General features: G+C 73.4%; 4 protein-coding genes. All 4 read left to right on the top strand.

Annotated features, from left to right (window positions below; all coding sequences use genetic code 11):
* Positions 1 to 258 precede the first annotated feature (258 nt).
* The 4 genes from AB0J97_RS47930 to AB0J97_RS47915 all read left to right on the top strand — a co-directional run bounded on the left by AB0J97_RS47930 (position 259) and on the right by AB0J97_RS47915 (position 17,010).
* Entirely contained in the window at positions 259 to 1,647 is a 1,389-nt protein-coding gene (locus AB0J97_RS47930) for an APC family permease (protein WP_364103004.1), read from the top strand.
* Between the two features lie 186 nt (positions 1,648 to 1,833).
* Complete coding sequence (locus tag AB0J97_RS47925; protein ID WP_357709770.1) at positions 1,834 to 2,397, top strand: dihydrofolate reductase family protein; 564 nt, start codon at positions 1,834 to 1,836, stop codon at positions 2,395 to 2,397.
* 439 nt (positions 2,398 to 2,836) lie between these two features.
* Complete coding sequence (locus AB0J97_RS47920; protein ID WP_364103000.1) at positions 2,837 to 7,576, top strand: amino acid adenylation domain-containing protein; 4,740 nt, start codon at positions 2,837 to 2,839, stop codon at positions 7,574 to 7,576.
* The gene (locus AB0J97_RS47915; protein WP_364102997.1) at positions 7,573 to 17,010 is read left to right on the top strand and encodes an amino acid adenylation domain-containing protein; all 9,438 of its coding nucleotides are present in this window, start codon (positions 7,573 to 7,575) and stop codon (positions 17,008 to 17,010) included. The genes AB0J97_RS47920 and AB0J97_RS47915 overlap by 4 nt, the downstream gene beginning before the upstream one ends.
* The last annotated feature ends 18 nt before the right edge of the window (positions 17,011 to 17,028 follow it).

The raw sequence follows: 17,028 nt of genomic DNA, 5'->3' as shown, positions 1-17,028 counted from the left end.
GCCGCCCCCCCGCGCCCCCCCCCCCCCGCCCCCGCACCCCTCACGGCGCGGCGGCTGTCCGGCCGCCGCGCCTTTCGCATGCCGGGACGGAAGCTCAGCGTGACGACCTGTTCACGGATGACAAGCGGGGATCGTACAGTGTCAGGATGACGGTCGAGATCACGTGGTCCCGGCGGCGCGCGCCGACCGGCCGGGGTTCGCCGTCGCCCGCGCAAGGCACGTAGCCCGCCATCCGCACGGACGAGAAGGACCACCCCCATGGCTCAGATCAGTCCCCCCAGCCCGCCGGAGGCCGGTAGCGGCCAGCCCAGTCTCAAGCGGGTGATGGGCCCCGGCCTGTTGCTGCTGTTCATCGTCGGCGACATCCTCGGCACCGGCATCTACGCCCTGACCGGCCAGGTCGCCGGCGAGGTGGGCGGCGCGGCCTGGCTGCCCTTCACGGTCGCCTTCGTCGTCGCGCTGATCACCGCCTGCTCCTACCTGGAGCTGGTCACGAAGTACCCGGAGGCCGCGGGCGCCGCCCTCTACGTGCACAAGGCGTTCGGCAAGCAGGCGCTGACGTTCCTGGTGTGCTTCGCGGTGATGTGCTCGGGCATCACGTCGGCGTCGGCGGCGTCGCGGGCCTTCGCCGCCAACCTGTCCACCGGGTTCGGCCTCGACGCGGGCAACGGCGTCATCCTGCTCATCGCCGTGGGTTTCATGCTGCTGATCCTGGCCGTCAACCTGCGCGGCGTCGGCGAGAGCGTCAAGCTCAACGTCGTGCTCACCGCGGTCGAGCTGTCGGGGCTGCTGCTGGTCATCGTGCTCAGCCTGTACTTCATCTCCGGCGGCCACGCCGACTTCTCCCGGGTCGTCGCCTTCGAGACGCCCGCCGACAAGGGCGTGTTCCTGGCCGTCAGCGCCGCGACGTCGCTGGCCTTCTTCGCCATGGTCGGCTTCGAGGACTCGGTCAACATGGCCGAGGAGACCAAGGACCCGACCCGGATCTTCCCGCGCATGATGTTCGCCGGCATCGGCATCACCGGGGTGATCTACGTGCTCGTGTCCGTCTGCGCGGTCGCCGTCGTGCCGGTCGGGCAGCTCGCCGCCAGCGAGACGCCGCTGGTGACGGTGGTGCAGACGGCGGCTCCCGGCGTGCCGATCGCCTCGCTGCTGCCGTTCATCTCGATGTTCGCGGTCGCCAACTCGGCGCTGATCAACATGCTGATGGCCAGCCGGCTGCTGTACGGGATGAGCAAGCAGGGCGTGCTGCCGCCGTTCCTGTCGGCGGTCCACGCCACCCGGCGCACGCCGCACGCCGCGATCCTGTTCACCACGGTGATCGCGATCGGTCTCATCACGTTCGTCTCGCTGGTCCCCGACAGCCCGGTCGTGGCGCTGCTGGGCGGCACGACCTCGCTGCTGCTGCTCGCCGTCTTCGCCGCGGTCAACGTCGCCGTACTCGTCCTGCGCCGGGACGTGACCGGCACCGAGCACTTCAACGCGGGCCGCGTGCTCCCCGTGGTGGGCACGATCACCTGCCTCTACCTGGTGCTGCCGTGGTCCTCCGGGCGCCCGGCGGGCCAGTACGAGATCGCCGGCATCCTGCTGGTGGTCGGCGCGATCCTGTGGGGGGCGTCCTGGTTGTCGGGCCGGCGCCGGGCCTGACCGGCTTTCGCCGGGATTTCCGCCGGCATTCCGGGCGGGCGGCGCCTGACGCGAATCCCGCGCCATTCGCCGGCCTTTTCCCTTCCGATTCCGCCCCCCGGCGGCCTTAAGCCCGGCGGAAGAAGACCGTAAGTATGCTCCGGCATCGTGGAGACCACACAGAGCGGAACCGGAAGGGAAACACCGATGCGCAAGGTCAAGCTCCAGCTCCAGATCACCACGGACGGCTTCGTGGGCGGCCCCGGCGGCGAGATGGACTGGCTCCGGTTCCCCTGGACCGACGACATCAACGCCCACGTCGCGGCGGTGTGGGAGCCGGTCGACACCATCGTGCTGGGCCGCAGGCTGGCCGAGGGCTTCATCCCGGCCTGGGAGTCGCGGCCGGCGGGCGAGACCGAGGAGGGCATCGACAAGATGATCAACACTCCGAAGGTCGTCATCTCCCGCAGCCTCACCGAGTCGCCCTGGAGGAACGCCGTCGTGGCGGGCGGCGACCTGGCCGAGACCGTCGGCGAGCTGAAGGCGAAGCCCGGCGGCGACGTGATGGTGGCCGGCGGCGCCTCGATCGGCCGGCAGCTGATCTCCCTGGGGCTGATCGACGAGCTGCATCTGTTCGTCAACCCGGTCGCGATCGGGGCGGGGCTGCCGTTGTTCCCGGCGGGCGAGGGCTACCAGAGGCTGCGCCTGGTCGCCGCGCGCCCGTTCGACTGCGGCGTGGTGGGCCTGCACTACGAGCCGGAGCGTTCCTGAGGCGTCCGCCCTTCGTGGCGGCGGGTGGTGAACCGCGCTCAAAGAACGCGAGCACGTGCACGGGAAGCGCCTGAGAATGGCCCGCCCGTGCACTTCGCCTTTCTGGTCAGAGCGTCGCTGACCTGTAGATAGTCCGGCTGTCAGCGTCGGTAATGCGGGGGCTCGAAGAATGGCGGCCGGCTCGCCGGAACGGTCTCCCGGCGGGGGGACGCCGGGCGGGGGAAGGGGCGCGACGGCCGGACGTCCGGCAGATCCGGTCGTCCGGCGGCACAGGCGATCGCGGGGCCCGGGGGGTGCCCGGCCGGCAGAGGGCAAGCGCCCAGGACGCGGCGCTGTCAAGCGATTCACTCCAGGGTTGACACCCCTCTGGCAAGAGGGTCATTCTGTTCCGCGGCGTGCCCAAAAAGTCCCAAAAACTCAACAATCGGCAGGCGTGACAATGACGTCAGATGCAGCACCCTCAGCATCTGTTCTGCACCGTTACCAGGACCGGCTGCGCGCGACCCCGGACAGGGTCGCCGTTTCGGCCGGTCGAGAACACCTCACGTACGGCGAGCTCGACCGCCTGGCGAACGGCGTGGCCGCTCGGCTGCGCGAGTCCGCCCTGAACGGACGGCCCGGCGGACGACCCGGCGGACGGCCCTGGGTGGCCGTGCTCGCGGGCCGGTCGATCCGGCAGGTCGCGGGCCAGCTCGGCGTCATGAAGGCGGGGCTCGCCTTCGCCCCGATCGACCCGGCCACGCCTGCCGAACGGATCCGCGCCATGCTGGCGGGAGCCGCCGCCGTGGTGACCGAGCCGGAATGGGCCTCGCTGGCGCCCGACGGCGTCCCCGTGATCGACACGCTCGTCCCCGCCGACGAGCCGTCCGAGCCGGTGCCCGTGCCCATGCCTGGCCCGGACGACCTGGCGTACGTCATCCACACGTCCGGCTCGACCGGCACCCCCAAGGGCGTGCTGGTCCCCCACCGCGCGCTGTCCAACCTGATCGCCTGGTCGCACGAGACCTTCGGGCTGGACGGCCGGGCCCCGCTGCTCACCAGCCCGAACTTCGACCCGTCGGTCTGGGAGATCTGGATGTACCTGACCGGGGGGACCACGATGGTCATCCCCGACGAGCGCACCAGGCTCTCGCTGCCCGCGCTGCGTGACTGGATCGTGGAGCAGGAGCTGACCACCTGCTACGCGCCCACCCCCATCGCCGAGGGCCTGCTCGGCCTGTCCTGGCCGGACGGGACCAGCCTCGCCACGCTGAGCACCGGCGGCGACCGGCTGACCGTCCACCCGCGCCCCGACCTGCCGTTCCGGCTGGTCAACCTGTACGGCCCGGCCGAGTGCGCGGTCAACGCGATCGCCGGCGAGGTGCCCCCGCACGACGGCCGCACCCGCCCGCCCGCGCTCGGCAGGCCGCTGCCCGGCGTCACCGTCCACCTGCTGGACGAGGAGCTGCGGCCGGTCGAGGAGGGCGAGATCCACCTCGGCGGCGTGTGCGTCGGCCTGGGCTACCTCGACCTGCCGGAGCTGACGGCCGAACGCTTCGTCCGCGACGGCGAGGGGCGCCTGCTCTACCGGACCGGCGACCTGGCCCGCCGCGACGCCTCGGGCGAGTACGAGTTCCTGGGACGGCTGGACGACCAGGTCAAGATCCGCGGCAACCGCGTGGAGCTGGGCGAGATCGAGACCGTGCTCGGCCGCCACCCACGGGTGCGGGCGGCGACCACGGCCGTGCGCGGCGGCGACCTGGTCGCCTACGTCGTGGGCCCGGCCGGCGAGCAGGAGGCCCGCGCCCACCTGCGCAGGTTCCTGCCGGACTACATGATCCCCACCGCGTGGGTCTTCCTGGACGAGCTGCCGCTGACCGTCAACGGCAAGGTGGACCGTGCCGCCCTGCCCGACCCGGTCCGGAGCGCCCGCGCGGTCACGCCGCCCGGCACGCCCACCGAGGCCGCGCTCGCCGGGATCTGGCAGGACCTCCTCGACGCCGGGCCGATCGGCGCCGACGACGACTTCCTGGCCCTCGGCGGCCAGTCGCTGCTGGCCATGCGCATCGCCGCCCGCGCCTGCGAGCTGTTCGGCAGGCCGGTCGAGCCCCGGATGCTCTTCGAGCACCCCACGGTCGCCGCCCTCGCCCGCGCGATCGACGGCCTGCCGCCCTCGTCCGCCGCCCTCGCCCCCGCCGAGGGCGTCACCCCGGCGCAGCGCCGCCTGTGGTTCATCGACCAGGTCGCGCCCGGCGGCTCGCAGTACAACGTGCCGATCCTGATCGCCCTGGACGGCCCCCTCGACACCGCACGGCTGGAACGGGCGATCAACGAGATCGTGCGCCGCCACCCGCCGCTGCGCACCCGCTACGAGGAGCACGACGGCGAGCCCGTCGCCGTGGTCGAGCCGGCCGCGACGATCCCCCTCAAGGTCGTGGACGCCACCCCGCGCGGCGCGGACGCGCTGGCCAAGCACGCCGCCCGCGACCCGTTCGACCTCCGGAACGGTCCCATGCTGCGGGCGCTGCTGCTGCGGCTGGCCGACGACCGGCACCGGCTGCTGGTGACCGTGCACCACATCGCCTTCGACGGCTGGTCGGCGGGCGTCCTCCTGGACGAGCTGGCGCGGCTCTACGCGGGCGACAGCCTGCCCGAGCCGGCCCGGCCGTACCGGCGCGGAGCGGGGGGCGACGGGCTGCCGTACTGGCGGAAGGTCCTGGAGTCGCCGCCGGAGCGGCTGGCGCTGCCCGGCGACGGCCCGGGATCGGCCGAGCCGCTGCGGCGCGGCGCCCGGGTGCGGGCGACGCTGCCGGACGGGCTGCTCACCGAGCTGGAGTCGCTGGCCAGACGCTCCCAGGCGAGCCCGTTCATGGTGCTGTTCGCGGCCTTCCAGGCGCTGCTGCACCGCTACACCGGCCAGGACGACCTGGTGACCGGCGTGCCGTTCGCCGGCCGGGAGGCGCCCGGCGCCGACGCCCTGATCGGCTTCTTCGTCGAGACGCTGCCGATCAGGACCGGACTGGCGGGCGATCCGACGTTCGAGGGCCTGCTGGCGCAGGTGCGGGCGACAGTCCTGGCCACCCCCGTGGACGTGCCGCTGGAGGAGATCGTCAGGGAGCTGTGCCCCGGCGGCCGGCCGCCGTTCGACGTGATGTTCGCGATGCAGGACCCGCCGGGCGCCCGGCGCGGCGGCGGGGTCACCTTCCGCGTGCTGGAGGAGGTGGAGAACGGCGGCGCCAAGGCCGACCTGGTGCTCTACGCCGAGGGCCGGGAGATGAGCCTGGAGTTCGCCACCGACCTGTTCCAGCGCGCGAGTGCCGAGCGGCTGCTGGGCCACTACGTGCGCGTGCTCGAACAGGTGGCGGCCGACCCGGCCGCGCCGGTCTCCGCGCTGCTCGCCCGCGGGCACGAGCCGCCGGGCCGCGGCCCCGACCAGTGCCTGCACGGGCTGTTCGAGCAGCAGGCGGACCGCACGCCCGACGCGGTCGCCGTCGAGTTCGAGGGCGACCGGCTCACCTACGCCGAGCTCGACCGCCGGGCCAACCAGCTCGCCCACCTGCTGCGCGAGCTCGGCGTGGGCCCGGAGGTGCCGGTCGCCCTGCACGTACGTCGCTCGCTCGACCTGCCCGTGGCCCTGCTCGGCATCCTGAAGTCGGGCGGCGCGTACGTGCCGCTCGACCCGTCCTACCCCGAGGGCCGGCTCACCCAGGTGCTGGAGCGGGTCGAGACGCCGGTCCTGGTGACCCACCGGGCGCTGGCCGGCAGCCTGCCGCACGAGCGTCCGGTGTACGTCGACACCGAGCTCGACGGCCGCCCCGGCCACCGCCCGGACAGCGGCGTCACCCCGGACGACCTGGCCTACATCCTGTTCACCTCGGGCTCGACCGGACAGCCCAAGGGCGTCGAGATGACCCACCGCCCGGTCGCCAACCTGATGGCCTGGCACGGCGGCGCGTACCGGAGCCTGCAGTTCACCGCGCTCGGCTTCGACGTCTCGGTGCAGGAGATCTTCAGCACCTGGGCGTACGGCGGGACGCTGGTCATGGTCAGCGACGAGCTGCGGCGCGACCCGGCCGCCCTGCTCGACCACATCGCCACGAACCGGGTGGAACGCATCTTCCTGCCGTTCGTGGCGTTGCAGTCGCTCGCCGGAGCCGGGATCGAGCCGCCCGAGACGCTGCGCGAAGTGATCACCGCGGGCGAGCAGCTCCAGGTCACCCCGCAGCTCGAACGGTTCGTCAAGCCGTGGATGCGGCTGCACAACCAGTACGGTCCGACCGAGGGCGCGATCATCGACATCGCCCACACGCTCACCGGCCCGCCGCAGGACTGGCCCCGGCTGCCGCCGATCGGCCGGCCCGTCCCGGGCGTCCAGACCCCGATCCTGAACCGGCTGGGCCACGAGGTGCCCGACGGCGTGCCGGGCGAGCTGCACCTCGGCGGCGCCTGCCTGGCCAGGGGCTACCACGGCCGGCCCGACCTGACGCGGGAACGGTTCATCACCTGGCGGGACGGCCGCCGGCTCTACCGGACCGGCGACCTGGCCCGCCGCGACGCCGCCGGGGACATCGAGTTCCTGGGCCGCGCCGACGACCAGGTCAAGATCCGCGGCTACCGGGTCGAGCCGGGCGAGATCGCCGCCGTGCTCGCCGGGCACCCGGCCGTGCGCGAGGCGTTCGTCATGGTCAGGGACGGCGCCCTGGTGGCGTACGTGGTCGCCGACGGCACGCCCGAGCTGCGGCCGTACCTGGCCGAGCGGCTGCCGGAGTACATGGTGCCGAGCACGTACGTGCCGCTGGCGGCGCTGCCGGTGAACCCGTCGGGCAAGGTGGACCGGCAGGCCCTGCCCGAGCCCGGCCCGGCCGCGCGGGCCGTCACGGCGGCCCCGGCCACGCCGCTGGAGCAGGCCGTCGCCGCCGTCTGGCAGGAGGTGCTGGGCGGGCAGGTCGGACGGGAGGACAACCTGTTCGAGCTGGGCGGCAACTCGCTCAACGCCACCCGGATCGCCTCCCGGCTGCGCGACGCGCTGGAAGTCCGGGTGCCGCTGCGCACGCTCTTCGCCCGCCCGACCGTCGCCGAGCTGGCCGCCGAGCTGGCCTCCCCCGAGGTGGAGACGGCCGCCGAGCTCTATCTGATGGTGGCCGCGTACTCCGACGAAGAGGCCGAGGCCCTGCTGCGTTCCATGGAAGGTGACCAATGAGCCTGTCAGCACAGCAGCGGCAGCTCCTCGACGCGTTACGCAAGAAGAAGCAGCAGCAGGCGGCCGGGCGGCCCAGGCCCGAGCGGCTGCCGATGTCCTTCACCCAGCTCCGCGCCTGGTACCTCGACCGGACCGCGCCCGGGGCCGCCCACTATCTGATCCCGCTGGCCTTCCGCATCGAGGGCCCGCTCGACCGCGAGGCGCTGCACCGGGCTCTCAACGCCCTGGTGGCCCGGCACGAGAGCCTGCGCACCACGTTCGCCATGGACGAGGACGGGCCGTACCAGGTCGTGGCGGACACGCTGACGATCCCCCTGGCCGACGCGCCCGACGACGCGCCGATGGACCTGACCGCCGGCCCGCTCGTCCGCGCCTGCCTGGAGCGCGAGGACGACGAGCGGCACGTGCTGCGTCTGACCCTGCACCACATCGTGGCCGACGCCTGGTCCCTCGACGTGCTGCGCCGCGAGCTGAGCGCCCTGTACGAGGGCCGCGAGCTGCCACCGCTCCCCCGGCAGTACCCGGACTACGCGATCGAGCAGCGCGACCGCGATCACAGCGAGGACCTGGCCCACTGGCTCGGCGCGCTGACGGGCGCGCCGGCGGTCACCGAGCTGCCCCCGGATTTGCCGCGTCCGGAGGTCCAGACGTACGCGGGGGCCGAGCTGCCGTTCTCGCTGGACCTGCCGCGCGAGGAGTTCGCGGCCTACTGCCGCGGCCTCGGGGCCACGCCGTACATGGTGCTGTTCGCGGCCTACCTGGTGGTGCTGGCCCGCCGTTCCGGCCAGGACGACCTGGTCGTGGGCACGCCCATCGCCAACCGCGACCAGGTCGAGTACGAGGGCCTGATCGGGTTCTTCACCAACACCCTGGCCGTCCGCGCCGACCTGTCGGGCGGGCCGTCGTTCGCCGAGGTCGTCGAGCGGGTCAAGGAGGCGGTGCTCGACGCCCACGACCACCAGGCGATGCCGTTCGAGCGGCTGGTGGAGGAGCTCAACCCCGAGCGCCGCCTGGACCGCAGCCCGGTGTTCCAGACGATGTTCAACATGCTGCCCGAGGCCGCCTCGGAGCTGGAGCTGGCCGGGCTGACGGTCACGCCGGTGGAGATCCCCGAGCGCACCGCCAAGTTCGACCTCACCGTGGGCGTCCGCGAGACCCTGGACGGGCTCGTCGAGTACAACACCGACCTGTACCGGCCGGGAACGGTCCGCGCCCTCGTGGCCGACCTGCGGCAGGTGCTGGCCACGGCGATGCGCGGCGACGAGGCGGCCGGGCACATGCCGCGCCACCAGGTCGTCCAGCTCGTCACCCGGGCCTGGCGGGAGACGCTGGGCACCGGCGACTTCGGGCTCGACGACAACTTCTTCGAGGTCGGCGGCCACTCGATGCTGGCCCTCCAGGTGCACGAGCGGCTGCGCAAACGCTTCGCCCTGACGGTCACCGACCTGTTCAGGTATCCGACGATCTCCACGCTGGCGGCCTACCTGAGCCCCGGCGCCCCCACCACGCCGGAGACGGCCCCCACCGCCACGGCGACCGCGGGCGGCGCCCTGGCCATCGTCGGCATGGCCTGCCGCTTCCCCGGCGCGAACGGCCCCGGCGAGTTCTGGACGGCGATCCGCGACGGCGTCGAGGCCGTCCAGGACTTCACCGACGAGGAGCTGCTCGCCGACGGCGAGGACCCCGAGCGCCTGGCCGACCCGGCCTACGTCAGGTCGGGCACGGTGCTGGACGGCATCGACCTGTTCGACGCCACGCTGTTCGAGTTCACCCCGCGCGAGGCCGAGATCCTCGACCCGCAGCAACGCCTGTTCCTGGAGACCGCCTGGGAGGCTCTGGAGGACGCGGGCTGCGATCCGGCCCGCCACCCGGGCCACATCGGCGTCTTCGCCGGCTCGGCGATGAGCAGCTACTTCATCGAGAACCTGCTCGCCGCGCCCGACGTGCTCAAGGCGGTGGGCGAGTACCAGGTCATGCTGGCCAACGACAAGGACTCGCTGCCCACGCGGACGTCGTACAAGCTGGACCTGCGCGGGCCGAGCGTCAGCGTCAACAGCGCCTGCTCCACCTCGCTGGTCGCGCTGCACCTGGCCCGGCAGAGCCTGCTGGCGGGCGACTGCGACATGGCGCTGGCCGGCGGCGTCCGGGTCAACGCCTGGACCCGGCGCGGCTACGTGTTCCAGAGCGGCGGCATCGGCTCGCCGGACGGCCACTGCCGCCCCTTCGACGCCGGCGCCCAGGGCACGATCGGGGCCAGCGGCGTGGGCATCGTCGTGCTCAAGCGGCTGGAGGACGCGATCGCGGCGGGCGACACGATCCACGCCGTCGTCCGCGGCTCGGCGGTCAACAACGACGGCACCAGGAAGGTCGGCTACACCGCCCCCGCCGTGGACGGGCAGGCCGAGGTCGTCACCGCGGCCCTCGCGGCGGCCGGCGTCGAGCCGGACACGATCGGCTACGTCGAGGCGCACGGCACGGGCACCGCGCTCGGCGACCCGATCGAGGTCGCGGCGCTGTCGCAGGTCTTCACCGGCGACCGGCCGATCGCGCTGGGGTCGGTCAAGTCCAACATCGGGCACGCCGACGCGGCCGCCGGCATGGCCGGGCTGATCAAGACCGTGATGGCGCTCAAGCACCGCACGCTGCCGCCCACGGTCAACTTCGGCACGCCCAACCCGCGCATCGACTTCAGTCCGTTCTACGTGCCGACCGCCAGCGCCGAGTGGCCACAGGGCGAGGGGCCGCGGCGGGCGGGCGTCAGCGCGTTCGGCATGGGCGGCACGAACGCCCACGTCGTGCTGGAGGAGGCGCCCGAACCGGCCGCCGGGCAGGCGGCGACGCCAGGACCGCACCTGCTCGTCCTGTCCGCCGCCACCGAACCGGCGCTGGCCGAGTCGGCCGAACGGCTCCGTGACCACCTGCGCACCCGTCCCGAGCTGGACCTGGGCGACGTCGCCCGCACGCTGCGGCACGGCCGACGCGCGCTGCGGCATCGCGGCGCGCTGGTCGCCGAGGACACCCCGGCGGCGCTCACGGCCGAGCTGGTCACCGGCGAGGCGCGTCCGGGTGAGCTGGCCTTCGTCTTCCCCGGCCAGGGCGCGCAGCGCCGTGGCATGGGCGCGGGCCTGTACCGGTCCGGCGGCGTCTTCCGCGCCGTCGTGGACTCCGCCGCCGCGATCCTGGAGCCGTTTCTCGGCCTCGATTTGCGCGAGGCCCTGTACGGCGAGGCCGGCGACCTCGACCAGACCTGGCTCACCCAGCCCGCGCTGTTCGTCACCGAGTACGCGCTCGCCCGCACCCTCATCGAACGCGGCGTGCGCCCGTCGATGATGGCCGGGCACAGCATCGGCGAGTACGTGGCCGCCTGCCTGTCCGGGGTCCTCACCCTGGAGGACGCCCTGCGCCTGGTCGCCGCCCGCGGCCGCCTGGTCCAGGGCCTGCCGCCCGGCTCGATGCTGGCCGTGCCGCTGCCCGAGGACGAGGTGCGCGGCCTGCTCGGCGAGGAGCTGTCGCTGGCCGCGGTCAACGCCCCCGGGTCGTGCGTCGTGGCCGGTCCGGGGGACGCCGTCGCCGCCCTGGAACAGCGGCTGGCCGGGCGGGGCGTCACCTGCCGGGCGCTGCGCACCTCGCACGCCTTCCACTCCTCGATGCTCGACCCGGTCCTCGACGCGTTCGCCGCCGAGGTCGCCTCGGTACGGCTGCGCGCGCCCGAGGTGCCGTACCTGTCGAACGTCACCGGCGGCTGGGTGAGCGACGCCGAGGCCGCCGACCCCGGCTACTGGGTGCGCCACCTGCGCGAGGCGGTGCGCTTCGCCGACTGCGCGCAGGCTCTGGTGACGGCCGGGGCGACGGTGGCGGAGGTCGGCCCCGGCCGCACGCTGAGCACGCTGGTGCGCCGGCAGGGCGGCCGGTCGGTCGCCCTGCTCGCCGAGCCCGAGGGCGGCCCGGCCGCCCTGCTCGAAGGCGTCGGACGGCTCTGGGTGGCCGGCGCGGACGTCGACTGGGCGGCGTTCGCGCCTCCCGGGCGGCGGGCGTCGCTGCCGACGTACCCGTTCGAGCGGCGCAGCTACTGGATCGGGCCGCGGGCCCGCCGCCACGAACTGGCCGCCGTCCCGGCGGCGGTGGCGGCCGAGGGGCTCGACCCGGTGGCCGCCGCCTGGCGGGACGTGCTCGGCATCACGCCCGCCGGCCCCTCGGACGACTTCTTCGAGCTGGGCGGCGACTCGCTGGTGGCCACCCAGCTCGCCTCCCGGCTGGGCCTGCCCATCGAGGCGGTCTTCGAGCACCCGACGCTGGACGGGCAGCGGGCGCTGGTCGCCTCCGCGGCCGAACCCGAGGTGATCCGGGCCGTCGCGGAGCCGGGTCCGGCGCCGGTCTCGTACATCCAGCGGCGCATGTGGTTCATCGACCAGGTGCACGGCTCGGCCGCCTACGCCGTGGCCACCGCGCTCGACCTGCGCGGCGACCTGGACGTACGGCTCCTGCACGACGCGCTGCGCGAGCTGGTCCGGCGGCACGAGGCCCTGCGGACCGTCTTCCACGCCCCGGACGGCGAGCCGGTGCAGGTCGTGCTGCCTCCCGGGGAGACGCCGCTGCCGGTCGAGGACTGCGACGACGTCGAAGGCGCCCTGAGCAGGGACGCGGCCGAGCCCTTCGACCTGGAGCACGGCCCGCTGTTCCGGGCCCGGCTGCTGCGCACGGCCGCCGACCACCACGTGCTGTCGCTGGCCTTCCACCACATCATCGTGGACGGCTGGACGATCACGATGCTGGAGGGCGAGCTGGCCGCGCTCTACAACGGCGACCAGCTGCCCGAGCCCGGGTACGGCTACCGCGACTACGCCCGCTGGCAGCAGGAGCAGGCCACCGACCTGGGCTTCTGGACCGAACGGCTGCGCGGCGCCCCGCACAGCCTGGACCTGCCCACCGACCGGCCGCGCCCGCCGATGCAGACGTTCGAGGGCGCGGTCGCCACGCACACGCTGCCCGCGGAGCTGGCCAAGAGGCTGCGCGGGCTGAGCCAGGAACGCGGCGCGACGCTCTACATGACGCTGCTGGCCGCGCTGCACACGCTGCTGTACCGCTACAGCGGCCAGGAGGACGTCTGCGTCGGCTCGCCGGTGGCGGGGCGCACCCGTCCGGAGTTCGAGAGTGTGGCCGGCTGCTTCATCAACACGCTGGTCATGCGCGCCCGGCTCGACGGGGACCTGCCGTACACCGAGCTGCTGGCGCAGGTGCGCGAGTACGCGCTCGGCGCCTACGCCCACCAGGGCGTGCCGTTCGAGCGGCTGGTGGAGGAGCTGAACCCGCCCAGGGACCTGTCCCGCAACCCGCTCTTCCAGGTGCTGTTCAACCTGCTCAACCTGCCCCAGAGCGACCTGGGCATGACCGGGCTGACCGTGACCGACCGGCCCGTGGAGACCCGCACCGCCCAGGTGGACCTGGCTCTCCAGGTCTACGAGCAGGACGACGAGCTGCTGTGCCGGCTGGAGTACAACACCGCGCTGTACGACGAGGGCACCGCCCGGCGGCTGCTGCGCCACTACGAGCTGCTGCTCGGCGCGATCGTCGAGGCGCCCGCGACCCGGCTGTCCGCTCTGAGCTTCCTCACCGGCGAGGAGCTGGCCGAACAGCTCGGCGGCCAGGACGGCCAGGCGCCCGGCGGCTGCGTGCACGAGCTGGTCGAGGCCCAGGCCGACCGGACGCCCGACGCGGTGGCCGTCGCCTTCGAGGGCGAGTCGCTGACGTACCGGGAGCTGGACGAGCGGGCCAACCGGACCGCCCACCGGCTGCGGTCGGCCGGCGTCGGCCCCGAGACGCTGGTCGGCGTGGCCATGGAACGGTCGGCCACGATGCTGGTCACGCTGCTCGGCGTGCTCAAGGCGGGCGGCGCGTACGTGCCGCTCGACCCGATGTACCCCCAGGACCGCCAGGACTACATCCTCGGCCACTCCGGCATCGGCGTGCTGGTCACCGAGCGCGAGCTGGCCGGGCGCTACACCGCCTTCCAGGGGCAGCTGCTCCTGGCCGACGACGGCTTCCCCGGCGAGAGCGCGGCCCGGCCGCCCGCCCTGGCCACGGCCGGGAACCCCTGCTACGTCCTGTACACCTCCGGCTCGACCGGGCAGCCGAAGGGCGTGCGCGTCCAGCACTCCTCGGTGGTCAACTTCCTCGACTCGATGAGCCGCGAGCCCGGCCTGACCGGGCGGGACACGCTGGTGGCCGTCACGACGTTCGCCTTCGACATCTCCGTGCTGGAGCTGTTCCTGCCGCTCACCGTCGGGGCCAGGGTGGTGATCGCGAGCCGCGAGGCCGCCTACGACCCGCTGCGGCTGGCCGCCCTGCTGGAGGAGGCCACCGTCATGCAGGCCACCCCGGCGACCTGGCGGCTGCTGCTGTCGGCGGGCTGGGCCGGCAGGGCCGGTCTGAAGGCGCTGTGCGGCGGCGAGGCGCTTCCCGCCGACCTGGCCGCCGACCTGCGCGGCCGGGTGGCCGAGCTGTGGAACATGTACGGGCCGACCGAGACCACGATCTGGTCCACGATCACCAGGGTCGGCGACGGGCCGATCACGATCGGCCATCCGATCGCCAACACCCGGATCCTGCTGCTCGACGCCGCGCTGGAGCTGGTGCCGACCGGCGTGATCGGCGAGCTGTACATCGGCGGCGCGGGCCTGGCCCGCGACTACCTCGGCCGGCCGGACCTGACGGCCGAGCGGTTCGTCACCTGGCAGGACGGCAGCCGGCTCTACCGGACCGGCGACCTGGCCCGCCGCCGCGGCGACGGGACGATCGAGTTCCTCGGCCGGGCCGACGGCCAGGTGAAGGTGCGCGGCTACCGGATCGAGCTGGGCGAGATCGAGACGCTCCTGCTGGCGCATCCGGCGGTCGGCTCGGCGGCGGTGGTGGTGCGCGGCGCGGAGGAGGACAAGAGCATCGCCGCCTACCTGGTCGCCGACGGCGAGCACGACTGGCGCGAGCACCTGCGGCGCAAGCTGCCCGACTACATGATCCCGTCGTCGTTCACCCTGCTGGACGCGCTGCCGCTGACCCCCAACGGCAAGGTGGACCGCAAGGCCCTGCCCGAGCCGGTGGGTCCGACGCGGTCCGAGGGGACGGCGCCGCGCACCCCGGCCGAGGTGCGGCTGGCCGAGCTGTGGTCGTCGATCCTGGGCGTGAGCGGCGTCGGCATCGACGACGACTTCTTCGCGCTCGGCGGCGACTCCTTCAAGGCCGTGCGCGCCGTGCGCGACTCCGGGATCCCGGCGACCGTGCTGGACCTGTTCAAGAACCCGACGATCCGCGCGTTCGCCACGCTCGACGGGTCGGCCCAGCCCGCCGGGCTGCTGCACGAGCTGACGCCGCCGCGTCCCGCGGCCACGGTGACGCTGGTCTGCCTGCCGTTCGCGGGGGCCGGGGCGATCACGTACCAGCCGCTGGCGGCGGCGGTGCCCGAGCACATCACCATGCTCGCACTGGAGCCGCCGGGCCACGACACCGGCAATCCCGGCGAGCCCGCGCTGCCCTTCACCGAGCTGGTCGAGGGCTGCGTGAAGGAGATCAAGGAACGGGTGCGCGGGCCGGTGCTGCTGTACGGGCACTGCATGGGCGGCGCGCTCACCGTCGAGCTGGCGCGCCGGCTGGAGGAGGAGGGCGTCGACCTGGTGAAGGTGGTCGTCGGCGGCCACTTCCCGGCGCCGCGCCTGCCCGGCAGGGCGTTCGCCTGGTTCCGCCGGGTCTTCCCGATGGAGCGGTGGACGTCCAAGCGGCAGGCGCTGGAGTTCCTGCGGGCCATGGGCTTCTTCACCGAGGACCTGGACCCGCGCGAGCGCGACTTCATCATGGGCGTCTTCCTGCGCGACACCCAGGAGGGCGAGGACTACTACACCCGGCTGTACCAGGAGCCGATCAGGAAGCTGTCCGCGCCGCTGGTGTGCGTGGTCGGCGAGAACGACCGCGCCACCGAGCTGTACGAGGAGCGCTTCCGCGAGTGGGAGGCGTTCTCCGACTCGGTGTCGCTGGAGGTCATCCCGAAGGCCGGGCACTACTTCGCCAAGCACCAGGCGCCCGAGCTGGCCGAGATCCTCGGCGGCGGCGAACGGCCGCCCGCGCCGCTGCCGCCGCGCTTCCAGCAGGCCAGCCTGAAGACGTTCTTCCTGGTGGCCTTCGGCCAGCTCGTGTCGCTGATCGGCACCGGGCTGACCACGTTCGGCCTCGGCCTGTGGGTCTACCAGCAGACGCGGTCGATCTCGATGTTCGCCATCGTCTCGGTCATGGCGCTGCTGCCCGCCGTGGTGCTGGCGCCGATCGCCGGCACGGTCGCCGACCGCTGGAACCGCCGGACCGTCATGATCACCGCCGACTCGGCGGCCGGCTTGGCCTCGGCCTCGCTGGCCGCGCTGCTCTGGACGGGCGGGCTGCACCTGTGGCACGTGTACGTCATCGTCGCGGTCGGGTCGATCTCCACGGCCTTCCACCAACCGGCGTACATGGCGGCGGTGGCCCAGCTCGTGCCCAAACGGTATTACGGCAGGGCCAACGGCATGGCCCAGCTCGGGCAGGCGGCCGGGACCGTCCTGGCGCCGCTGCTGGGCGGGGCGCTCATGGCGGCCGTCGGGCTGCGCGGCGTCATCGTGATCGACCTGTCCTCCTTCCTCTTCGCGGTCACCGTGACGCTGGCCGTCCGTTTCCCGAACGCGCTGTTCAAGAAGCAGGAGGAGCCGTTCTGGCGGGAGGTGACGGGCGGCTGGCGCTACATCACCCGCAGGCACGGACTGCTGGCGATCATCCTGTTCACCTCGTTCCTGAACTTCCCGTTCGCGATGGTCGAGGTGTTGTCCACGCCGCTGCTGCTCAGCCTCACCGACACCCGCGGGCTCGGCATCGCGCTGTCGATGACCGGTGTGGGCCTGGTGATCGGCAGCGTGATCATGACGGTGACCGGCGGCCTGACCCGCCGCACGAACGGCATCCTGGGCTGCTTCGTCGCCCTGGGCGTCGCCTTCGCGGTCATCGGCCTGGCGCCCCACCCGGCGCTGCCCGCGACCGGCCTGTTCCTCGTCGGCCTGCTGACCGCGCTGCTGAACGCGCACTGGTTCTCGATCGTGCAGCAGAAGGTCGGCCTCGACCTGCAGGGCCGGGTCATCGCGACCAACCTGATGCTCAGCTGGGCCATGGTCCCGATCGGCTTCCTGCTGGCCGGGCCGCTGGTCGAGCACGTCTTCGACCCGATCGCCGGGGCCGCCCGGGGCCGGGGCATCGGCCTGCTCACGATCGTGGCGGGCGCGGTGACCGTGCTGATCGGCCTGGCGGCCTGGCGGTACCGGCCGGTCCGCTACCTGGAGGACGACCTGCCGGACGCGATCCCGGACGCGGTGGCCATCACCGACAAGGATCTGATCCAGCAGGCCGCCGACCGCCAACTGGTTCCCTGAACCGCCGTCCCCCGGTGC

The organism is Nonomuraea sp. NPDC049607, from assembly GCF_040675375.1.
Taxonomy (GTDB): domain Bacteria; phylum Actinomycetota; class Actinomycetes; order Streptosporangiales; family Streptosporangiaceae; genus Nonomuraea.
Note: the sequence above shows the minus strand (reverse complement) of the source record. Positions and strands in the feature narration are given on the sequence as shown.

What these genes read in the sequence shown, in the direction of transcription:
- AB0J97_RS47930 (WP_364103004.1), top strand. Translation starts at nt 259, where the DNA reads ATGGCTCAGATCAGTCCCCCCAGCCCGCCGGAGGCCGGTAGCGGCCAG.
- AB0J97_RS47925 (WP_357709770.1), top strand. Translation starts at nt 1,834, where the DNA reads ATGCGCAAGGTCAAGCTCCAGCTCCAGATCACCACGGACGGCTTCGTG.
- AB0J97_RS47920 (WP_364103000.1), top strand. Translation starts at nt 2,837, where the DNA reads ATGACGTCAGATGCAGCACCCTCAGCATCTGTTCTGCACCGTTACCAG.
- AB0J97_RS47915 (WP_364102997.1), top strand. Translation starts at nt 7,573, where the DNA reads ATGAGCCTGTCAGCACAGCAGCGGCAGCTCCTCGACGCGTTACGCAAG.